Origin of the sequence: Alishewanella sp. d11 (genome assembly GCF_049390205.1) — a bacterium.
Classification (GTDB): Bacteria; Pseudomonadota; Gammaproteobacteria; order Enterobacterales; family Alteromonadaceae; genus Alishewanella.
In genome coordinates, this window is the sequence record NZ_CP186547.1 from 3,510,921 (window position 1) to 3,533,298 (window position 22,378).

General features: G+C 47.4%; 22 protein-coding genes. 2 read left to right on the plus strand and 20 right to left on the minus strand.

Features of this window, described 5'->3' with window-relative positions; genetic code table 11:
• Positions 1-20: 20 nt before the first annotated feature.
• From prpC to yceD, 17 genes are all read right to left on the minus strand, one after another.
• Entirely contained in the window at positions 21-1,148 is a 1,128-nt protein-coding gene (gene prpC / locus ACO1PK_RS15710) for a bifunctional 2-methylcitrate synthase/citrate synthase (protein ID WP_423186541.1), read from the minus strand.
• A gap of 110 nt (positions 1,149-1,258) precedes the next feature.
• The gene (prpB, locus tag ACO1PK_RS15715) at positions 1,259-2,143 is read right to left on the minus strand and encodes a methylisocitrate lyase (protein ID WP_189431843.1); all 885 of its coding nucleotides are present in this window, start codon (positions 2,141-2,143) and stop codon (positions 1,259-1,261) included.
• 68 nt (positions 2,144-2,211) lie between these two features.
• Entirely contained in the window at positions 2,212-2,886 is a 675-nt protein-coding gene (locus ACO1PK_RS15720; RefSeq protein ID WP_423186542.1) for a GntR family transcriptional regulator, read from the minus strand.
• A gap of 627 nt (positions 2,887-3,513) precedes the next feature.
• Positions 3,514-4,305, minus strand: a complete 792-nt coding sequence (locus tag ACO1PK_RS15725; protein WP_423186543.1) for a TatD family hydrolase — start codon at positions 4,303-4,305, stop codon at positions 3,514-3,516.
• Positions 4,306-4,323: 18 nt separating this feature from the next.
• Positions 4,324-4,650 carry a PilZ domain-containing protein gene (locus ACO1PK_RS15730; protein ID WP_423186544.1) on the minus strand — a complete coding sequence of 109 codons (327 nt, stop codon included), beginning with the start codon at positions 4,648-4,650 and terminating at the stop codon, positions 4,324-4,326.
• A 22-nt stretch (positions 4,651-4,672) separates the two neighbouring features.
• A complete protein-coding gene (gene holB / locus ACO1PK_RS15735; protein ID WP_423186545.1) occupies positions 4,673-5,590 on the minus strand; it encodes a DNA polymerase III subunit delta' in 918 nt (305 codons plus the stop codon).
• Positions 5,587-6,207 (minus strand): dTMP kinase, encoded by a 621-nt coding sequence (tmk, locus tag ACO1PK_RS15740; protein WP_423188236.1) that lies wholly within the window; start codon positions 6,205-6,207, stop codon positions 5,587-5,589. The genes holB and tmk overlap by 4 nt, the downstream gene beginning before the upstream one ends.
• 10 nt (positions 6,208-6,217) lie before the next feature.
• Positions 6,218-7,267: an endolytic transglycosylase MltG gene (gene mltG / locus ACO1PK_RS15745; protein ID WP_423186546.1), complete on the minus strand. Its 1,050-nt coding sequence runs from the start codon at positions 7,265-7,267 to the stop codon at positions 6,218-6,220.
• Positions 7,261-8,061 carry an aminodeoxychorismate lyase gene (pabC, locus tag ACO1PK_RS15750; RefSeq protein WP_423186547.1) on the minus strand — a complete coding sequence of 267 codons (801 nt, stop codon included), beginning with the start codon at positions 8,059-8,061 and terminating at the stop codon, positions 7,261-7,263. Before pabC ends, mltG begins: the two co-directional genes overlap by 7 nt.
• Positions 8,062-8,702: 641 nt before the next feature.
• Positions 8,703-9,941 carry a beta-ketoacyl-ACP synthase II gene (gene fabF / locus ACO1PK_RS15755; protein WP_423186548.1) on the minus strand — a complete coding sequence of 413 codons (1,239 nt, stop codon included), beginning with the start codon at positions 9,939-9,941 and terminating at the stop codon, positions 8,703-8,705.
• Positions 9,942-10,022: 81 nt separating this feature from the next.
• A complete protein-coding gene (gene acpP / locus ACO1PK_RS15760) occupies positions 10,023-10,259 on the minus strand; it encodes an acyl carrier protein (RefSeq protein ID WP_008223041.1) in 237 nt (78 codons plus the stop codon).
• A 127-nt stretch (positions 10,260-10,386) separates the two neighbouring features.
• A complete protein-coding gene (gene fabG / locus ACO1PK_RS15765; RefSeq protein WP_423188237.1) occupies positions 10,387-11,121 on the minus strand; it encodes a 3-oxoacyl-ACP reductase FabG in 735 nt (244 codons plus the stop codon).
• Positions 11,122-11,142: 21 nt separating this feature from the next.
• The gene (fabD, locus tag ACO1PK_RS15770; RefSeq protein WP_423186549.1) at positions 11,143-12,078 is read right to left on the minus strand and encodes an ACP S-malonyltransferase; all 936 of its coding nucleotides are present in this window, start codon (positions 12,076-12,078) and stop codon (positions 11,143-11,145) included.
• A gap of 15 nt (positions 12,079-12,093) precedes the next feature.
• Positions 12,094-13,053: a beta-ketoacyl-ACP synthase III gene (locus tag ACO1PK_RS15775; RefSeq protein ID WP_423186550.1), complete on the minus strand. Its 960-nt coding sequence runs from the start codon at positions 13,051-13,053 to the stop codon at positions 12,094-12,096.
• A 6-nt stretch (positions 13,054-13,059) separates the two neighbouring features.
• Positions 13,060-14,091: a phosphate acyltransferase PlsX gene (plsX, locus tag ACO1PK_RS15780; RefSeq protein WP_423186551.1), complete on the minus strand. Its 1,032-nt coding sequence runs from the start codon at positions 14,089-14,091 to the stop codon at positions 13,060-13,062.
• A 32-nt stretch (positions 14,092-14,123) separates the two neighbouring features.
• Positions 14,124-14,288, minus strand: a complete 165-nt coding sequence (rpmF, locus tag ACO1PK_RS15785) for a 50S ribosomal protein L32 (RefSeq protein WP_019675618.1) — start codon at positions 14,286-14,288, stop codon at positions 14,124-14,126.
• A gap of 15 nt (positions 14,289-14,303) precedes the next feature.
• Positions 14,304-14,831, minus strand: a complete 528-nt coding sequence (yceD, locus tag ACO1PK_RS15790) for a 23S rRNA accumulation protein YceD (RefSeq protein WP_423186552.1) — start codon at positions 14,829-14,831, stop codon at positions 14,304-14,306.
• A 140-nt stretch (positions 14,832-14,971) separates the two neighbouring features.
• Between yceD and ACO1PK_RS15795 the strand changes: the two genes are divergently transcribed.
• Entirely contained in the window at positions 14,972-15,574 is a 603-nt protein-coding gene (locus ACO1PK_RS15795; RefSeq protein WP_423186553.1) for a Maf family protein, read from the plus strand.
• Here the strand turns inward: ACO1PK_RS15795 and ACO1PK_RS15800 are convergent.
• Together ACO1PK_RS15800 and rluC are read right to left on the minus strand one after the other, a co-directional pair.
• Positions 15,571-16,218 (minus strand): HAD-IA family hydrolase, encoded by a 648-nt coding sequence (locus ACO1PK_RS15800; protein WP_423186554.1) that lies wholly within the window; start codon positions 16,216-16,218, stop codon positions 15,571-15,573. The two genes, ACO1PK_RS15795 and ACO1PK_RS15800, sit on opposite strands and share 4 nt — an antisense overlap.
• Position 16,219: 1 nt before the next feature.
• On the minus strand, positions 16,220-17,173 hold the full coding sequence (gene rluC / locus ACO1PK_RS15805) for a 23S rRNA pseudouridine(955/2504/2580) synthase RluC (RefSeq protein ID WP_423188238.1): 954 nt from the start codon (positions 17,171-17,173) through the stop codon (positions 16,220-16,222).
• 515 nt (positions 17,174-17,688) lie between these two features.
• Here rluC and rne point away from each other — a divergent pair.
• A complete protein-coding gene (gene rne, locus ACO1PK_RS15810; RefSeq protein ID WP_423186555.1) occupies positions 17,689-21,018 on the plus strand; it encodes a ribonuclease E in 3,330 nt (1,109 codons plus the stop codon).
• A 105-nt stretch (positions 21,019-21,123) separates the two neighbouring features.
• Here rne and ACO1PK_RS15815 read toward each other — a convergent pair whose 3' ends face one another.
• Entirely contained in the window at positions 21,124-22,305 is a 1,182-nt protein-coding gene (locus ACO1PK_RS15815; protein WP_423186556.1) for a DcaP family trimeric outer membrane transporter, read from the minus strand.
• Positions 22,306-22,378: the final 73 nt, after the last annotated feature.

The following is a 22,378-nucleotide window of genomic DNA, read 5'->3' on the forward strand; positions in this document are numbered from 1 at the left end:
GATTCTCGGATACCTAAACTCTATCTTGATTCAATCGGTTTTACGCTACGTGGCTCAACACCCACATAATCCGCACTTGGCCGGATAATCCGGTTATCGGCGCGCTGCTCCATCACATGCGCAGCCCAGCCCGTTAAGCGGCTACACACGAAAATTGGTGTAAACAGCTTGGTTGGAATACCCATATAGTTATAAGCCGAGGCATGGAAGAAGTCCGCGTTACAGAACAGTTTCTTCTCACGCCACATAACGGCTTCACAGCGCACAGATACATCGTACAGCTTGGTATCGCCATTGGCGTGCGCCAGCTTTTCTGACCACTCTTTGATTACAGCGTTACGCGGATCTGACTCAGAATAAATGGCATGGCCAAAGCCCATAATCTTTTCTTTGCGCTCTAACATGCCCAGCAATTTTTGCTCGGCATCGTCAGCGTTATCCATTTTCTCAATCAGTTCCATCGCTGCTTCGTTCGCACCGCCGTGTAATGGGCCACGCAGTGAGCCAATAGCGCCAGTAATGCACGAGTGCATATCGCTTAAGGTTGACGCGCAAACGCGAGCGGTAAAGGTTGAGGCGTTAAACTCATGCTCTGCGTACAAAATTAACGAGGATTGCATTACATCAATATGCAGCGCTTCAGGCTTTTTGTCGTGCAAAGTCCAAAGGAATTGCTCAGCCAGCGTATCGGCGTCAGTTTCTACGTTTACCCGCTTGCCATGGTGGCTATAGTTGTACCAGTAATTTACTAAGCCTGGGAAAATCGCCAGCATGCGATCGGTTACATCTTGCTGCTGCGCAAAGCTGTGTTCCATTTCCAGGTTACCTAGCATTGAGCAGCCGGTACGCATCACATCCATCGGATGGGCATTGGCCGGAATACGCTCTAACACGTCTTTTAGTGCCTGTGGCAGTGCCCGCAGGCTCTTCAGTTTGGCTTTATAAGCCGCCAGTTCAGCGCTATTTGGCAGCTCGCCTTTTAAAATTAAATGCGCCACTTCTTCAAAGGTGCAGTTAGCGGCTAAATCTTTAACATCATAACCCCGATAGGTTAAGCCTGAACCGGTTTTACCCACGGTAGATAAGGCGGTTTTACCAGCGACTTGGCCACGTAAACCTGCGCCTGAGAGTACTTTACCTGTTGACATGGTTGTTGCTCCTGTTCTATTTAGCCTTCATCCTTACCACTGCAGCGGTGTTAGCTGCAGCGGCAATGATTTTGGCTAAAAGTAATAATTAAAAATGTAAAATAGTTATATTAAGATTTTTTGCTGGTAAACAGCTGATCCAGTTTTTGCTCAAAGCTGTGATAATTTAAAAAGTCATACAGCTCAGCACGGGTTTGCATGCTGTCTACCACGGCTTTCTGATCGCCGTTTTCTAAAATCGACTGATAGACATTAAGTGCCGCTTTATTCATGGCGCGAAACGCACTTAACGGATACAGCACCATGGCCACACCCACGCTCGCCAGCTCAGCTTTGTTATACAATGGCGTTTGCCCAAATTCAGTGATATTCGCCAGTACTGGCACCTTTAACGCCGAGGTAAAGGCTTTGTATTGCTCTAGCGTATGCACGGCTTCAGCAAAAATGGCATCGGCACCGGCGTCCTGACAGGCAATGGCTCGCTCAATGGCGGCGTCTAAGCCTTGCTGCGCTAAGGCATCAGTACGCGCCATAATAAAGAAACTCTCGTCAGTACGGGCGTCAACACTGGCTTTTACCCGATCAACCATTTCATCGAGGCTAACAATTTCTTTATTGGGGCGATGGCCGCAGCGCTTTTGCGCCACCTGATCTTCAATATGAAAGCCGGCCGCGCCAGCACGAGTCATTTCTTTTACCGTACGGGCAATATTAAAAGCCCCACCCCAACCAGTATCGGCATCTACCAGCAGCGGTACTGAAGTCGCGGCAGTAATACGGCGGATATCTTCACACACATCGTTTAATGAGGTCATACCTAAGTCGGGTAAACCAAAAGAAGCATTGGCCACGCCCGCGCCAGACAGGTACAACGCCTGATGGCCGGTACGCTCGGCCATCATCGCGGTGTAGGCATTGATGGTACCCACAATTTGTAGTGGTTGATTGGCGGTAATGGCGGCGCGGAATTTCTGGCCGGCGGTTAAATTACTCATCGTTGTTCCCCTGTTGCTCTAGTTCAGTCAGTTTGTGTGCTTAGCTTTTTGTGCCTAGCTTTGTGTGCTTAGCTTTGCGTTCTTAGCTTAGTTTCGATATTGCGCCTAGAAGCAGCAATATGCCTGCGCATTAGTAAGTCGGCTAACTCGCCATCGCGATTGGCAATGGCATTAATAATAGCCTTATGTTCGTCAAATGCCCGTGAGACGCGTGGGCCGTTCATCCCCAGCTGCACCCGGTACATCCGCATCAGATGGTAAAGCTCGTCGGTTAAGATATTAATCAGGTAAGGGTTTTTGCTGCCAAGGATAATGCGGTAATGAAAGTCTAGATCGCCAGCTTCCTGATAATAACTTTCGCCTTCACGCACCCGTTGTGAGCTAAGGTGCTGATCCAGTAAGTCCTGCATCTCGCGAATTTCGGCATCGCTCATCTGTGTAGCGGCTAAGCGGCAAGCCAAGCCTTCGAGTTCTTCGCGCAGTTGATACAGCGATAACAAGTTTTCTGTCGACAATTTCACTACCCGTGAACCAGCATTGGGGGTGCGCTCTAATAAGTGACAACGCTCCAGCCTAGCCAGAGCCTCACGCAGCGGCGCCCGGCTTAAATCAAAGCGTTTGGCCAGTTCAGGCTCGCTGATCTTGCTACCCGGGGCAATTACGCCATTCACGATATCCTGCAATAGCTCTTGCAGCACTCTATCGGCAGCGGTAACAACGGGTTTTAATAACGGCAAAGACATAGCAAATTGTCGACATAAAAAAACAATAGCTAAGTTTTAAGCTTTATTTGTGGTTTAGTCAAGTTAAAAAAGGCAGGATTGTCGACAATCAGACTAAAGTTCAGTCTGCTATTTACGCTTACTGCCAAAGCGCCACCTTGCAAAAGCATAAATGAAGGCGTTTAGAATTAACTAACACAACTTAACAATATGAAGATGCTAAAGCAGGAGTGAGAGCTGGGGCAGTTCAAAAATTAAGACTTATTAGGTTAGCAACGCTTATAACTGTATTTTTTTTAGACTGTTTTTAACTAAAACACTGCGTTTTTAGCTTAAATAAAACTAAAGATTTTGCCCCGATTACAGGTCAATCTCAGTATTTGTGCATAATTGCTGGCATAAGCTGGGGATAACCTGCGGACAACTTTCGGCAAACAGCTAACAGAAAAAGGCTGTTTCGCCAAAGTAGGAACATGAAAAACCAGCAAGTTTGACTAAACTAAAAACTCTTAACGTAACCTCTTCTCGATAGCGCACGGCTCATTCCCTATGAGCCATTCCCCTAAGCCCAGAACAATTTGGATTGGTTCTGGGCTTCTTTTATGCAAAAAGGCTGTATGCAAAGTGCGAAAAAAGTGGGCTTGCGGCTTAAGCGGCCATCCCTTTTGCTGCCGCTAAGGGGAATAACCGATAGAAATTCGCTGTGGTTTGCTGCGCCAGCTCGGTAAGGGCAACCCCTTTCACCTCTGCCATCGCTGCGGCAACATCGGTGACGTAAGCTGGTTGATTAGTTTTGCCACGATGCGGCACTGGTGCGAGATAAGGTGCGTCGGTTTCAATCAACAAACGATCCAGTGGCAACTTACGCACTACATCACGCAGCTCCGTTGCATTACGAAAAGTCATAATGCCTGAAATAGAAATATAAAAACCTAAATCTAACGCGGCTTTAGCCATCTCATAATTTTCAGTAAAACAGTGTAATACCCCACTGGCTTGCTCTGCTTGATGCGATTTCATCAGCGCAATGGTATCTGCGCGCGCATCACGGGTATGGATAATCAGCGGCTTATTTAAGGCTCTAGCAACGCTAATATGTTTAACAAAGCCATCTTGCTGGCTCATTTTCGTTTCTGGATTATAAAAATAATCCAACCCTGTTTCACCTACTGCCACCACCTCGGGTGAAGCCGCTAACCTCGCTAACAGCTCGGCATCTACGCTATCACTTTGATGCAGCGGATGCTCACCGCAAGAAACCGACACATTGGCATAAGGTTTAACCAACTCCAACATCGACGGAAACTCCGCTAAGGACACGCTAACACAAAGCATATGCTGTATTTGCCGTTGTTTAGCCGCCGCGATAACTTGGTCGAGGCTTAATCCCAGTTTATCCAGCTCTAATCGATCTAAATGGCAATGTGAATCTACAAACAAAATAACCTCTTTTAACAACTAAAGTGTGTAGGTAGGTTCAAGGCTACCTTGCATACTGGTCAATAACTTTTCAATTCGATTGCTTAATCCCTGCTTATCGTCAATAAAGGCCACGCCAACCCCTGCTGGATTGCCGCTTTGGGCGCCTAAAGGGGAAATCCACGCCACCTTCCCCGAAACGACTATAGGCTCTAAGGCATCGGGTAAGGTCACCGTTAATGCCAAGGATTGTCCCATACGATAATGTCGGGCTGAACGAAAAAATAAGCCGCCATTTTTCAAAAATGGCATATAACTTCGATACAGCTCTTTGGTATCACTGAATCCCAGCGCCAGCTCTTCCATTTATCCTCCTCGCCTGCCTAGATTAACGCGCCACAACTAGCGTTTTTACCTCTTGCAATAACGCAGTCAGCGCTAAGGTCTTATTCTGCCCTAAAATCTGCTGCTCGTCACGACACCAACGATAATAGCGTTGCTGTAATCTTAACTGCCTCTCGGCGGATAAGCTGTGTGTGCTTAACAATAGCTCACAAATAAAATAGCCAAGAATGTGCGAGCTATCAGTTCGGCTTTCTAACACTTTTACCACTGCCGCTAAGTCCGCAGGGGTTTGCAATACTTCGGTTAATTGCCTTAACACCTGTTCAATTTGCGCGGATTCAGCAGAGGTTAACAAGCTTAAGGCGGCTAATGGCGCGCCGCCCGAATAGCGATAGATAAACTCAGGAATAGGCTCCGACACTTGAGTCGCTAACCACTGTTGCAATGCAGATTTTGTTAAAGGCGCAATATCCCACCGTTGACAGCGGCTTAGCAAGGTAGCCTTTAATCGTTGTGGCTGGCTGCTTTGCAACACTAAATAACAACCTTGCGGCGGCTCTTCTAAGGTTTTTAGTAAGGCGTTAGCGGCCGATTCGGTCATCCGTTCGGCTCTTGGTAAGCTAATCACCCTATTGCCATGCTGCTGGGCGGTACCTTGCGTAAACTCGATAATTCGCCGGATCTCATCTACACCAATGCTGCTGTTATCCGCAGCCAGTGCTAACCAATCGGGATGATTATTGGCCGCAAGTAATAAACAACTTTTACATTGACCACAAGCGTGGCCATGCGCAGGCATTTTACACAGTAAAAAGGCGGTTAAAGCCTTGGCCAACTGCGTTTTGCCCACCCCTGGCATGCCGGTCAGCAGTAGCGCATGAGCAAGCTGCTGCTGCTCGGCTAGAGCACTTAACTTTGCCTGCAGCGGGGTTAACCAAGGTAAATCGCCTGTGGCCGTCATAAGGCGGCCTGTTCCAGCGCTTCGACTAATGCGGCTTGCACTTGGGCCAGTGGTTGGCTGGCATCGATAACGGCAATACCCGGCTCAGTAGCCGCAATCTGTAAATACTTCGCCCGCGTGCGCTCAAAAAACGCCAACTGCTCTTGCTCGATCCGATCCAAAGCGCCACGCGCTGCGGCTCTGGCTAAACCCAGTGCCGGATCAATATCTAAGTAAAGCGTAAAGTCGGGTCTAGTCTGCCCTAATACGGCTTGCCGAATCGCATTAATTAAACTGTCCGCTAACTGCCGCCCACCGCCCTGATAAGCTCTGGATGATAAATCATGTCGATCAGCTAATATCCATTGTCCCGCTGCTAACGCCGGTTCAATCACATTGCGTAGTAACTGCACGCGTGAGGCGTACATTAAAAGCAGCTCTGTCTCTGGTGCAATTTGCTCTTGCAGATCAGCTTGCTTCACTAAGGTGCGTAATTGCTCTGCTAAGGGTGTGCCTCCCGGTTCGCGGGTACAAATAACCTCAAGCCCTTTTGCTTGTAGCCAAGCCTGCACCGTCGCGATAGCGGTGCTTTTACCCGCGCCTTCTAAACCCTCAATTACAATAAACTTGCCTTTCACGAGCGGAGCCTTAGTTGTCATCATTTTTTCCAAGAATATATTTACGTACCGCGGCATTATGTTGTTGTAGCGTTTGTGAGAACACGTGAGAACCATCACCACGGCTGACAAAATAATAGTATTCGCTCTGATCAGGTTGCGCGGCAGCTATTAAGGCGCTGCGACTCACCAGCGAGATTGGCCCAGGCGGTAACCCATGATGCCGATAAGTATTGTAAAGGTGCGGATCGCGCAAGTTCGCCCGCGTGATACGGCCGCTATAGTCGCTTAAGCCATAAATCACGGTAGGATCCGTTTGCAAGCGCATATTTTTACGGATCCGATTCATAAACACCGAACTCACCAAAGCGCGCTCGCTTTGTAAGCCGCTCTCTTTTTCAATGATCGAGCCCATAATTAACAGTTCATAAGGATTTTGTAACGGTAAGCTTGGCTGTCGCTGCTGCCAATAGCGCGTTAACTCTACTTTTAATGCTTCATGCGCACGCCGCCAAATGGCACTCGCCTTACTGTTAGCCGTATAAAAATAGGTATCCGGATAAAATAAGCCTTCAAGCTCTTGCACCACTTGGCCTGTTTGCGCCAAAGCGCCCCATTCTTCTGGCCAATTGATCAACGCCGCCAGCTCAGCAGGATCGGCTAAATCATGCTGCAAATAAGGCAGCTCGGCAAAGCGTTGCCAGCTTTGTGCCAGCGTTTCGCCTTCAATCAGCGTCACACTAAATTGCGCAACTTTGCCACTGCGAAACAACGCCAAGGCGTCTTGCAAACTAAGCGAAGCAGGGATGCGGTACACCCCCTGTTGTAACTGCGCCATAGCAGGTTGTTGCCGCAGATACAGTTTTAATACTGCGCAATCGACTGCGGTAAGTTGTGTCTCTTTTTGCCATGTGGCACAGAGGCTGCGCACCGAAGTGCCCGCTCTCACTTCAAATAGCGGCGTGTTAAAGGTTAACGCTTTTGCGAGGGTTTGCGAACTAAGCTGTTGCCATAGCGACCAAAGCAACACGATGAGCAACACCAGTGCCAAGGGTAACCACATTAAAATACGTTTTAGCATAAAATTTCTTGCTGTAACTGCTGCACACTATCGATAGCCAGCACACGGCCATTCAGCTCACGCACCGGCGCCATCCCCAGCAACGCATTGCTTAAAAAGGCGGCTTGTACCTGCTCGATCTCTGCTAACGGCAATGCGCGTTCTTGGATATGCGGCTGAGACAGTAAAATATGTTGTCGCATCACACCTGCCACCCCAGCTAAATGCAGCGGTGGCGTGAACCAAGCACCCTCTAGTTGATAAAAAAGGTTCGCCGCGGTCGCTTCCGTCAGCTGTTGCTGCTGATCGGCAACCAATAAATCATCCAAATCGCGTTGTGCTAATTCTTGTTTCAACAAGACTTGCTCTAAGCGATTGGTATGCTTTAACCCCGCCAGCGCAGGCTGAATAGCCAATTGTAACTTTGCTATGCCAACGCGGATCCCTGCCGTTCGCCAACGGCGATAATCTGGCATAGCAGCAGTATACAGGTACACCAGCGGCCCATCACAAGCTTCAGGTGCATAGCCTCTGCCGCCAATCCCACGTGATAACAACAGTTTGATGACGCTGGGTGCTTGGTGAGCCGTGGCAAGTTGCTGCACCTTTGCCGCCAGCGCTTGCCAATCAGGTGGCGTTATACCTAGGCGAGCAACTGCGAGTTGTAAGCGGGCTAAGTGCAACGACCAAAGCTCCGGCTTGCCCGCTTTTACGGCGATCGTGGTAAAAACGCCATCGCCATATTGCAAGGCTCTACAACCTGCTGCAACCTGCGGTTGTGCCGCGTCATTTATAATAATAATTTCAGCCGACATAGCGCGCCTGTATTAAAAAATATCGGCAAGTATGCCTTAATCTGCCGTTAAAACAAAGCGCTGCCCTAAGCTAAAATAGTTGTTATCTTAGGTTCCGTAGCGCCAAGTCAGGATTTAGGTTAAGGAGATTCAAGTCAGGTGCATCCGGCGGCTAAACGCGCCGTACAACTTTGCCGAGGGACGCCGTAAACCCATCCATGGGGGCTCCTGTTTTTCATCCAAAAAAAACACGCCCTCGGTCAAAGTGTACTATACGGTTACCACCTCGTTATGTTTTTGTATCACCGAGAAAAAGCAACACTCAAGATTCTTGGGTATACCTTTAAATGCTTTGCGATTCAAAACATGAACTCGCTATTACAATATTAACAAGTTAGGTAAAAGCACCTATACAGCCAGGCAGCGAGCCGATATTGCTAAACAAAGCGTGTACGGCATGGATGCCGGACAGGAGCCCCCATGGATGGGTTCACGGCGTCTTTGTGTGCAATATCGGCTGCAAGCAGCCTGGCGATTCGGTTAATACGATCTCCTCAAAGCCGGTGGGGCAAATTAATATGCGGTTAAAAGTGCTGCTTAAATCTATATGCCAAAACAAAAAACCGCGCTCAAAGGCGCGGTTTTTCAAATCAAGCTAAGGCTTAAACTTTCTTAAACAAAATAGAGCCGTTAGTACCACCAAAACCGAAAGAATTACACAGTGCATACTCTAACTTAGCCTGACGCGCCTCATGTGGCACATAGTCTAAATCACAGCCTTCACTTGGGTTCTCCAAGTTAATTGTTGGCGTCACCAGCTGATCTTGCAGTGATAACACGGTAATAATGGATTCAACCGACCCTGCAGCACCTAACAAATGGCCAATCATCGATTTAGACGAACTCACCATTAGCTTATCTAAGTTACTTGCAAAAACCGTTTTCACGGCCATCGTCTCAGCGATATCGCCGGCGGGCGTCGATGTCCCATGGGCGTTGATATACTGCACCTGATCGGCATTTACTGCCGCATCATTTAAGGCATTTTGCATCGCACGTGCAGCACCTGCACCGTTTTCTGGTGGCGACGTCATATGATACGCATCACCACTCATCCCAAAACCGACCAACTCAGCATAAATTTTCGCACCACGGGCTTTGGCATGTTCGTACTCTTCGAGTACCATCACACCAGCACCGTCGCCTAACACGAAACCATCGCGATCGCGATCCCATGGCCGACTCGCTTGCTGAGGCGCATCATTACGCGTAGATAAGGCGCGGGCCGCACCGAAGCCACCCATGCCAAGCTCAGTTGAGGCTTTTTCCGCACCACCTGCTACCATCACATCCGCATCGCCATAAACAATCATCCGTGCGGCCTGACCGATATTGTGTACGCCCGTAGTACAAGCCGTAACGATACTGATATTTGGACCTTGCAAGCCAAGCATAATCGACAGCTGACCCGCGATCATATTGATAATGGTAGAAGGTACAAAGAAGGGAGATAAGCGCTTAGGGCCACTGTTAATCAGCTTAGTATGGTTTTCTTCGATCAGGCCAAGACCGCCGATACCAGAGCCTATCGCAGCACCGATACGGTGCGCATTTTGCTCAGTAACTTCCAGGCCGGAGTCACGAAAGGCCTGTAGTGCAGCAGCAACACCATATTGGATAAATAAATCCATTTTTTTGGCGTCTTTGGCTGGGAAATACGGCTCTACATCAAAGTCTTTGACTAAACCGGCAAATTTAGTTGTATAAGCACTAGTATCAAAATGCTCAATTAAGCTGATGCCACTTTTGGCTTGTTGCAAGCCATGCCAGCTACTGGCGACATCATTGCCTAACGGCGTTAACATACCTAAACCTGTTACCACTACACGACGTTTTGCCACCGTGTCCTCCGTTAATACCTGTTTTTCTGATTCTTAAAACGAAAACGGGTAGCTGCGCTACCCGTTTTGCAAGCTTTCAGCTTATTCAGCGTGGGCTTTGATATAATCGATGGCTGATTGCACCGTAGTGATTTTTTCAGCTTCTTCGTCAGGAATTTCGGTATCGAATTCTTCTTCTAACGCCATTACTAACTCAACAGTGTCCAGCGAGTCTGCACCTAAATCGTCAACAAAAGACGCTTCGTTTTTCACTTCGTCTTCTTTAACGCCCAGCTGTTCAATGATAATTTTTTTAACGCGTTCTTCGATGTTGCTCATCTTTTCTTCCTTTTTCTCATGTAAATCGCAACAATTCGTGCAATTTGGTGTGGCGCTAGTTTATGCGTAAGCTCAGGTTGTTGCAAGCAATGCGCTAAGCATTTTTTGCTGGTCTAACCTGATTTGCTTACACCATATACATTCCGCCGTTTACGTGAACTGTTTCGCCGGTAATATAAGCGGCTTGATTTGAAGCCAAAAATGCTACCGTTGCCGCAATTTCTTCAGGCTGCCCTAAACGGTTGGCAGGCACTTGCGAGAAAATAGCGGTTTTTTGTTCTTCAGACAACTCTTTCGTCATGTCCGTATCAATAAAACCTGGCGCAATAGCATTCACCGTAATACCGCGTGATGCCACTTCTTTTGCCAAGGATTTGGTGAAGCCCAACACACCGGCTTTCGCTGCAGCATAGTTCGTTTGTCCGGCATTACCCATAGAGCCCACAACCGAGCCAATGGTAATAATACGGCCAAAACGCTTTTTCATCATGCTGCGCAATACGGCTTTACTTAACCGAAATACCGACGTTAAATTGGTTTGCATAATATCAAACCATTCTTCATCTTTCATCCGCATTAATAAGTTGTCGCGGGTAATGCCAGCATTATTAACCAGAATATCGATATCGCCAAACTGATTTTTTATTTGTTCTAAACATTGTTCAACAGATTGCGCATCGGTAACATTAAGCACCATGCCTGCACCCTGCTCACCCAAATATTCACTAATGGTTTGAGCCCCAGCAGCACTCGTTGCAGTACCCACTACCTTAGCGCCTAGGGCCGCTAATTGTTGTGCAATGGCTTTACCAATACCACGGGTGGCACCGGTTACCAGTGCCACCTTACCCTCTAAACTGATAAAATTATTCATAGTTAAACCTTATTCTACTGCTAATGCCGCTTGCAGCGACGCTTCATCGTTGACTGAACTGGTAGCAAGATTTTTATCGATACGTTTAATTAAACCGCTTAGTACTTTACCAGCCCCTAACTCAAGGACTTGAGTTACACCTTGGGCAGCTAAGTATTCGATAGTCTCAGTCCAACGCACGGGGCTATATAATTGGCGAATTAACGCGTCTTTAACCGCCTCTGCCGTATCAGCACTTTGTACATCAACATTATTGATCACAGGGATGACAGCAGTATTAAAATCAAGCGCAGCAAGATCAGCGGCTAGCTGCTCGGCAGCGGGACGCATTAACGCACAATGTGATGGCACGCTGACCGGCAGTGGCAAGGCACGTTTAGCACCCGCTGCTTTACAGGCTTCACCCGCACGCTCAACCGCAGCTTTATGGCCGGCAATCACTACCTGACCTGGCGAGTTATAGTTAACAGGCGACACGACCTCACCTTGTGCCGCCTCGGCACAGGCCTTCGCAATAGCCGCATCATCTAAACCAATAATAGCCGACATGGCGCCGACACCCGCAGGCACAGCTTGTTGCATATACTGGCCACGTTTTTCTACCAGTTTTACGGCATCCGCCAATGACAACACACCAGCACACACTAATGCAGAATATTCACCTAACGAATGTCCAGCTAAATAGGCGGGTGCGGTACCATGTTGTTGCTGCCATAAACGCCATACTGCAACCGAGGCCGTTAATAAAGCCGGTTGCGTTCGATGCGTTTCATTTAAATCGGCTTCTGGGCCATTGGCAATTAACGCCCATAAATCATAACCTAAAGCAGCTGAAGCCTCAGTAAAAGTTTCTTGGACGACTGGATAAGCGGTATAAAGCTCACTAAGCATACCGACACTTTGTGAACCCTGTCCAGGGAAAACAATTGCAAGTTTGTTATTCATAATTGTCCTGCAAAATTAATAACGAATTAACGCAGATGCCCAGGCAAAACCACCGCCAAAGGCTTCCAATAGTAACGTCTGACCACGTTGTATACGACCATCCCGCACCGCTTCGTCAAGTGCAGTAGGTACGGTAGCCGCGGAAGTATTACCATAGCGGTCTAAGTTGATCACCACTTGGTCCATCGACATATCTAATTTACGGGCCACAGCAGCTATAATCCGTAAATTAGCCTGATGCGGCACCAGCCAATCGATCTGGGATTTGTCCATATTATTGGCAGCTAACGTTATTTCTACCACTTCGGATAACTTGGTAACGGCCACTTTGAACACATCATTGCCCTTCATGCTGCCCCAAGAATTGTGCACCGAATCGACATCGCCACGGATCGGGTTATCAACATAAAGGAGTTCTGAATATTTACCATCAGCATGAATATGCGTCGATAAGATGCCTGGCTCTTCGGAAGCTTCCAGTAACACCGCACCAGCAGCATCACCAAATAAGATCACCATAGAACGGTCTTCTGGGCTAATCAGTTGCGATAGGCAATCCGAACCAATAACCAAAATGCGTTTCGCCATGCCACTTTTGATATATTGATCGGCTACGCTTAAGCCGTAACAAAAACCGGCGCAAGCTGCAGCGATATCAAAGGCAGGGATGGGGCGAATATCAAGTTCACGTTGAATCTCGCAAGCCGAACTAGGTAAAGCCCGCGCTGCGCTAGTGGTGGCGCAAATAATTAAGTCTATGCTGTTTTTATCGATACCGGCAGCTTCGATTGCTTGCCTTGCCGCAGCAGCGCCCATGGTTGCTACAGATTCATCTTTACCAATTATCCGACGCTCTTTAATGCCAGTACGTTCGATAATCCATTCGTCTGTGGTTTCTACCATAGACTCTAAGTCCGCATTGGTGCGAACAGTTGCCGGGAAATAGCTCCCAGTGCCAATAATTCTTGAGTACATGCTACCCTATGCTTTATCAATAAGAACCTGTTCCAACCGATCTTTTATTTTAGTAGGCACTTGGCGTTCAACCTCGCGCACTGCTTGTCGGATGGCACTTAAAAATGCGTCTTTTGTCGCATTTCCATGACTTTTCACTACAATGCCGCGCAATCCTATCAGACTTGCACCGTTATAGTGGTCGGGGTTCATTCCCTGAGACAGACTTTTTATCGCAGGTTTGAATAGCCAGCCTAATAAAGCAGCAAGTGGCCGTTGTTGAAAACTTTGTTGCGCGCGCTTTAAAATCAGCTTGGCAACGCCTTCACAGGTTTTCAATGCCACGTTACCAACAAAGCCATCGCACACTATCACATCCGCTTTCCCCGAAAAGATGTCGTTTCCTTCGATATAGCCGATGTAATTAAGTTCATTACACTGATTAAGTAACTGAGAAGCGCGTTTGATTTGATCTGAGCCTTTAATCTCTTCTTCACCCATATTCAGTAACGCCACCTTGGGCGCTTTGATGCCCATCACTTCTTCGGCCATCACTGCGCCCATCATGGCAAACTGAAATAAGGTATCAGCATCACAATTTACCGTTGCACCTAAATCCAGCATGTATACGGGTTTACCATTACAGCTAGGCAAAGCGCCCACTAATGCTGGCCGCTCCACCCCGTTTAGCATTTTTAATACGTAGTGCGCCATGGCAATTAAGGCACCGGTATTCCCCGCTGAGACGCAGGCTTGCACCTGATTTTGTTCAACTAAATCTAAAGCATGGCGCATGGAGGAATGGCGTTTATTACGAAGGGCGACTGCGGGTTTATCTGACATTAACACCTGTTCTTCGCTGTGCACAAAACATAAGCGAGGATGGGCAATCACGCCGGCGCTAGACAATAATTGTTCTAATAAGGGTTTGTCACCACAGAGGGTTAGATAAAGCTGAGGAAATTCTTGTAACGCTGCTATTGCTGCAGGAATAGTAGATTGGGGGCCATAATCGCCCCCCATCATATCTAAAGCTAAGGTTAGCTTTAGGGGTTGCACTGTCTTACCGGTAAGGATAAGTGCAGCCGAAATTACTTAACTTTACGGCCTTTGTAAAAACCATCGGCAGTAATATGGTGACGACGGTGCGTTTCACCAGTAGTTGAGTCAACTGACAGCGTAGGGCCAGTTAACGCATCATGTGAACGGCGCATGTCACGACGTGCACGAGATTTTTTGTTTTGCTGAACAGCCATTGTATTTCTCCTAAATCACTTTTTTTTCAATTCTTGCAGTATGGCGAACGGATTAGGCTTTTCTGGTTCTGGACCAATGTCACCGAAACTCATGTCTGTAGGATCAACTTTGCAGTCAGCTACTTCATGCATCGGAAACAGTGGTAAAGTCAGGATAAGCTCATCCTCTATCAACTGCCGTAAATTAATTTCGCCGTGTTCGTCTCGCTCGACCACGTCGTAGCGCTCAGGAATCAACTCCAAAGCCGCGTCATCATCTCCTTTAACCGGAGTGTATGCAAAACTGCAGTCCAGTGTTAGCGGCATGGCTTCACCACAACGTTCACACTTTACACTTACCGCACAAGTTGCAGTGCCAGAAAGCACTGTTAACCCCTGCTGGTCAGTTCCGCATTCAATTCTGACTGTTACATCATCTTCGTAACACAACAACCCTTCTGTTAAGCGGGTTAAGGTGTTAAGAGGCACTATGCCGGCATAGTTAGACCGTTTTTGCGCCGCTTTGACCGGATCAAGCGTAACAGGTATTTTCAATTTTTGCATAAGGCGCGCATCATATAGAAGCAGCCCTTTGCTGTCAAAGGGTTCTGCAGGGTTTTTAACATTTTTCTCGCAACAAGCGCAAGGCACAATAAAGCGCGGTATTATAGTGTGCCTCGACCTCGTAATAAAAGGAGTATTTTGTGCCTAGCCACCCGTCGCTACCCTTATATTTAGCTTCTACCTCTGTTTATCGGCAACGTTTGCTGCAAAAACTCACGCATAACTTTATCGCGCTACGCCCTGATACCGATGAAACGCCCTTACCGGCAGAAAGCGCTACAGCCTTAGTGCAACGCTTAGCTGCGGCCAAAGCACAGAGTGTGGCGGCGACATTGCACTCAGGTTTGGTGATAGGTTCAGATCAAGTGGCTGTTTTTCAAAACACCCTGTTAGGAAAACCCCATACTGCCAGTAATGCAAAAGCGCAACTCACGCTGTTTAGTGGCCAAGCCGTCACTTTTTTAACCGGTTTAGCACTGCTTAACGTTGCTACGGGCAATTTGCAAACCGTGGTTGAACCCTTTACCGTTCATTTTCGTGAGTTAACTGAGCCAGAAATTACCGCTTATATCGAACGTGAGCAGCCACTGGATTGTGCCGGTAGTTTTAAAAGTGAAGGCCTGGGCATTAGCTTATTTCGCAAATTAGAGGGCGATGATCCCAACAGCATGATTGGCTTACCCCTGATCAGGCTCTTGGCTTTACTGCGCAACGAAGGCGTAAACCTATTACTTCATCCTTAAAACAGGACAGCAGGCAAATCAGCCAGACGGTCAATCACGGCTAAGGGCGCATATTGATGCAAGATCGCAGGAGCATGTGCGCCATGACTGATCCCGACGCGCGGCATGGCAATCGTTTGTGCCATTTTTAAGTCGTGGCTGGTGTCTCCCACCATCACCGCTTCATGTGCTTTTACACCCAGCTCAGTGATAATTTGCTGCAGCATATCTGGATGAGGCTTAGATTGGGCTTCGTCGGCACAGCGTGTGGTGGCAAAATAACGGGCTAAATCCGTTTGCGCAAAAATACGATCTAACCCCTTGCGCGCTTTACCCGTTGCCACAGCCAATAAAATATTTTGCTCTACCAGTTGCTGAAATAACGTTTCAGCACCGTCAAACATCGGAGTAGGCGTTGTATCATGTAACACATACTGATCACGGTAATGCTCAAACAACGTCTGCCGCTGTGCTTTATTGGCATGAGGAAACAAGATATCAAAGGCGGGGTCTAAACTGAGTCCAATGATATGCTGCACCGCGGCGGCATCAGGTACTGTTATTCCTGTTTTAGCGGCGGCAACTTGCATGGAGGAGACAATACGGCCGACTGAATCCATTACAGTACCGTCCCAATCAAAAATCACTAGCTTTACTGCTGACATGTTATTTTCTCGTTAATCTGCTCATCGCCTGCGCCAGCTGTGTATCCAAGGGTGCTTCAAACCGCATGGTTGTTTCTGTGCCAGGATGTAAAAAACTTAAACTAAAGGCATGCAAAAATAAGCGATTAAGGCCAAGTTGATTCATTTGCTGACTAAAGGCGTTATCACCATACTTATCATCACAGGCTATTGGATGCCCTTTACACGCAGTATGAACCCGAATTTGGTGCGTCCGGCCTGTAACAGGAAAAGCTTCTACCAAGGTGCCTTCTTGATAACGCTGAAGAATACGAAAACGCGTTTCTGAAGGTTTACCTTCAGCAGCATCTACCTTGACCACCCGCTCCCCTGATTGCAGGGTATTTTTTTTCAAAGGCTCGGTGACTTTACGTACTTTATTATCCCAATCACCCGCAACTAAAGCCCAATATTTTTTCTCAACCACTTTGTCGCGCAGCTGAGCATGTAAATGCGTCAGTACCGAGCGTTTTTTAGCAATCAGCAAGCAGCCAGAGGTATCTCGGTCAAGCCGATGCACTAGCTCCAGATGTTTTGCTTGCGGACGAAGCGCGCGTAGCGCTTCAATCACGCCAAACTGCAAACCGCTCCCGCCGTGAACCGCCATACCAGAGGGCTTATTCAGCACGATAAGATCGTTATCTTCAAATAAGATGTGTTGCTCCAGATCTTTAACCAAACTGAGTTTAACCGATATGGCTTCTGGCTCGGCTGAAACGGTAATGGGAGGAACCCTTACCACATCATCAGCTTGCAATTTATACTCAGGTTTAATGCGTTTTTTATTAACCCGCACCTCTCCTTTTCGTAAAACCCGATAAATAACACTTTTAGGTACGCCTCTAAGGCGAGCAATTAAAAAGTTATCTATACGCTGACCTATAAAATCGCTTTCGATTTCAATCATTTGTATGGGCAATTTTATCTCATCAGTCATGGCGTCTAAATACTCTGCTAAAATTACAATTAAGTTGCTATCCGGTACACAATAGTGGGATAATCCTCCCGCTAATTCTGCCAGAAAAAGGCAATTAGGGCGCCCAAAGTAACATAAGAGAAGTTGTGCGGCACCGTCAGGGGATGTGATCATACCGAAATCGTGGTGAAAACCAATGTTTTTTATACCCCCGGCGTTAACTCACTGCCATTTGTCTGAGGTAATGTTGCGTAATTTGTTACCAATAACGACAAAACACAAAATCCAGTTACTGGGCAAAAAATTAAGATTAGCCAGAACGCAGCGCTCGTCGGCGATGTGTGTCAGATTTAACAACGAAGACAGCAGTGAAAATTAGAACAGCTAACACAGCTAAATAAATTCCTACTGTCACGAGTAAAAATTAGGTTCCCTCAAGCACCCAGTCGTGAGACTGCACCCTTTAGTGTTTGATAACGTCTGAACACCCAGGTGCCCAGTAGTTGTGTTGTGGCTGCAAAATGAGTCACCCAACGATGAAAAGAATGTTAATTAATGCTACGCAGGAAGAAGAAATCCGCGTTGCACTGGTCGATGGCCAGAAACTGTATGATTTGGATATTGAAAGTCCTGGTCACGAACAAAAAAAAGCCAATATTTATAAAGGTAAAATAACCCGAGTTGAACCCAGCCTCGAAGCCGCTTTCGTCGATTATGGTGCAGAGCGCCACGGCTTTTTACCCCTAAAAGAAATCTCCCGCGAATATTTCCCCTCTGGTTATAGCTTCGATGGCCGCCCCAACATCAAGGATGTGGTAAAAGAAGGTCAGGAAGTTATCATTCAAATTGATAAAGAAGAGCGCGGCCAAAAAGGCGCAGCCTTAACCACCTTTATTAGTTTAGCCGGTTCTTATCTAGTGTTAATGCCCAACAATCCGCGCGCCGGCGGTATTTCGCGCCGGATCGAAGGGGATGAGCGTCAGGAATTAAAAGATTCCTTAGGCCAGCTCGAGATGCCAGATGGTATGGGGTTAATCGTTCGTACGGCCGGTGTGGGTAAATCTTACGAAGAGTTGGATTACGATTTAAAAGCCTTACTAAAACACTGGTCTGCAATCACTGAAGAAGCACAAAAGCGCCCTGCTCCTTTCCTGATTCATCAGGAAAGTAACGTCGTGTTCCGTGCGATCCGTGATTATTTACGCCGTGATGTTGGCGAGATTCTGATCGACAGCCAAAAGATTTTTGAAGAAGCGAAAATTTATATTCAGCAATTCCGTCCTGACTTTGCCCATCGGGTGAAAATGTATCAGGGTGAAGTGCCGCTGTTTATGCATTACCAAATTGAAAATCAAATTGAAACAGCCTTCCGTCGCGAAGTGCGGTTACCTTCAGGTGGCTCGATCGTTATCGACAGTACTGAAGCCTTAACCGCCATTGATATTAACTCCTCAAAGGCGACCAAAGGCGGTGATATTGAAGAAACGGCCTTTAATACTAACCTAGAAGCAGCAGATGAAATTGCCCGTCAATTACGCTTACGCGATTTAGGTGGCTTGATTGTTATCGACTTTATCGATATGACGCCAGTGCGCCATCAGCGTGAAGTAGAAAATCGTCTAAAAGATGCCGTTAAGCAAGATCGTGCTCGCGTACAAATCGGTCGTATCTCACGTTTTGGCTTGTTAGAAATGTCTCGCCAGCGTTTACGCCCATCATTAGGTGAATCAGCAGGCCATGTTTGCCCACGCTGTCATGGTCGCGGCACTATTCGCAGTATTGAGTCTTCTGCCCTGTCTATTCTGCGCTTAATCGAAGAAGAAGCCATAAAAGACAATACTAGCCAGATCCATGCGCAAGTGCCGGTCTCCGTTGCTACCTATTTGATGAACGAGAAACGCGAAGGCGTGCGTCGCATTGAACAACGCAACGGTATTCGTGTGTTTATTATTCCTAATGAACACTTAGAAACGCCTAACTATGAAGTGAGCCGTGTGCGCATTGACGAGGAAATTGATGATGCCAGCTACACGTTAACGAAAGTTCCAGAGCAGACCACTAAACTGTATCAACCCGCCAGTGAAACAGTGAAAGAAAAACCCGCTATTTCTGCCATTAGCATGACACAAAATACGCCACCGGCACCTGCGCCAGTGAGTGCCCCAGTTCAGACCAAAGCTGCAGTGGCTCAGGCGACAGAACCTGGTGTATTTAGCCGTATGTTAACCTGGTTGTCTGGCTTATTTAGCCCAGCAACAACGACTGAGAAGCCTGTAAGTAAAACGACAGAACAAAAATCGTCAAAAGGTTCCAAGGAATCTCGCAATGACCGTGGCGACAATAATCGTCGCCGTAATAACAATCGCCGCCGTCGTCCTGAGCAAACAGATAAAACCTTGGACAAAGCAACTGACAAAGTAGCCGTAGAAGAGAAAAGCGTTCGACCTGAACGGCAAGAACGGCAAGAACGGCCGAAGCAGGTTACGGAGAAAACTCCCCGTCCACAGGAAAATCGTAAACCTCAGCAAGAGCCTCGCGTTGAGAAACCGGCCGAAGAAATGGCGGCTGAGCCTAACAGTCGCAGTGCCGCAGCTGAACGTCGTCAACGGCGTAATCTGCAGCGCTCAGTGAGAATAAGCAAGCCTGAAGCGGTAGATGCTGTTGCTGTGGATGCTACCTCATCCGTTATCAGCGCAGCTACTCTCAATGTCCAAGTTAGTGACAGCGCGCCTGTTACTGAGTCGGCTGAAGCGATTATGACTAGCACACCTGTTACGCTAATCACCACCAATGGCGATGATAGCAACCCGGTAACGGTTAGTGCGGCAACGCATGAAACCTCATCTGTCACGTCAGACGTCACTGAGGAGACTACGGTAGTAGAGCTTGATGTGGCAGATAGCAAAAATACTGACACTGATAGCAATGAACCGCGTAGCCGTAGCCGTCGTTCACCACGCCATTTACGCGCTGCCGGACAAAAGCGTCGTAAAGAGCAGACTGAACAAACTGATCAAACGCAACAACAGGAGCCGCTAGATGAGAGCAGCTTGGTCGCAGAAACTGGCGGATCAGAGCCTGAAGCGACACCTGCTGCAAGTGTGGTTGATGCAACAACGACTCGCGTTGACGCTGAGATTGCACCAACAGTTGCTGCTGCCCCAGTGGTTACTGAGCAGACAGAAGCACACACTGATGATGTCGCAGTTGAGCCGGCTGCTAAACCTACGCGTAGCAGAAGTCGACGTCGCAATCCCAAAGTTGAGGCCGTAGCAGAAAGCGATGCCGTACCAGCAGACACGGCTGCAGAGCAAGCTGTTCAGCAAGTCGAAGTGGCAGTAGCCCCAGCAGTAAATGACACCGCTGATAACAGCCCTGCCGTACCTGTTGAAACGCCTTTGCAACAGAGCTTGGAGCTTTCGGCACCAATAACCCCAACCGAGTCTGCCGCTGAAGGTGTTACACCAGAGTTCGCAGCAACAGCGGAAGCAGAAACGGCTGTGACAGAAGCAGTTGTGACAAATACAGCTGTGATAGCAGCAGCTGTTACAGAAAAACCGGACAGTGAGGTAAATGCTACGCTAGAGTCAACTGCCGTGGTCGCAACTGAAGCTAAGGCGAGTGTCGCAACGAGCTCACCGCTTGCGAGTAATGACAAAGCAACGCCACGGAGTCGTTTCGGCAATATGGTAGTAGCACAGATGACAAAACCAGTGAGCGTGAATGAAGACGCTGCACCGGTTGTTGTGAGTGCAGCTTCGCCAGAACAACGTCCGGCAGTGGTGACGTCTAACCGTCCAGCTGGCTCAGCCTTTGCTCGTCAGACGGTTACCGCGCCGATGACCAAACCTGAGAAAGTTGATTAATCATCGTTATACCCAAACAAAAATGCCGACATCATGTCGGCATTTTTATTGGTGTTTTAATTACTATTAGCAGTTATAAACAATTCACCACGCGTAATTTAAACGCTAGAAATCGTATTTAGCGCTAAATTGAATGCGATGCATATCACCGTCTAAACCACTTTCAACTTCACGGTTGGCAAATTTATACTCAATACCCATCATAAATTTAGGATTGAATTGATATAACGCATTCGCACTATAGCTGTGTGTCGATTTCGTCACGCCAGCTCCAGTTAAGCTAACATCATTACTGGCACTTAACATTGAATAAAGGAAAGTTGAACGCCATTGATCGTTCCATAAATGACGATAAGCGACTGAAAAAGAAGTTGCATCGATAGCTTCCAGTTCGGCTGCACTTGTTGCGCTAGTTAACACCGCACCATTGAAGGTATTTAAACCCACATAACGACCTAGGCCTTTACCGTGGTTTAGGGTAAAGCGGATATCATTTTTATTCGCAAAGTTAAATTTACCGCTCAATGACACACCATAAGAAGTAATACTGTCATCATAAGCGACACCGTCATAGGTACCATCGATAGCAATCTGACGTAATAAACCGCCTAAACGGAATGAAGCATTTTGCGTTTTAAAATTGTAGCCGAAGGTCAGGTCTGGTGTTGCATTATCATCAGTTGTTATGCGAGAGCCAGAACCAAAGCGCCCTACTGTGCTTTCGGGGTTCTCAACCGCGATGGAGAAATTACCATTGGTATAACGAACCTGTGCTTGACGAATAAAGATTGCCGCATCGGCATTACCCACGAAGTCTAAAGTATCGGGTAAAGACTGCAGATCCATAAAATTCGACCATGTTTGACCCACAGTCCAATTCTTATAAGTAACAAAAGCATGACGAATTACTGGGCTATAACCATTAGTGGTGCGCTCATCGTTGCCATTGCTGCTGGTCATCATATCGAATTCCAGACGACCCACCATCTTTTCACCGTTACCCAAATCGGTAGCGGTACCGAAGAAGAAACGTGACTGTCTCGCATGCGCATCAAAACGCGATGTACTTTTGCCACCAATTGGGGTTAAAGCTGGAACATAAAAATCACGACCAACACCGGCGATTTCACCGTCTGTTTCATTATACATCATATCTAATTTAACAAAGCCGCCATAAGTAACAGTGGTATCACCTACTTTAAACCCGTTTTCAGCTTGTGCTGCGCCAGCAGTTAACGCTAAAGCAATAGCGACTGCCAAGGTATTGAGTGTCTTACTTTGTCTCATCTGGAGTTCTCCATTTATTTTTATAGTAGTACTAGTTTTTGTTTATATATGACATCACGGTTTTCGTAGTCAA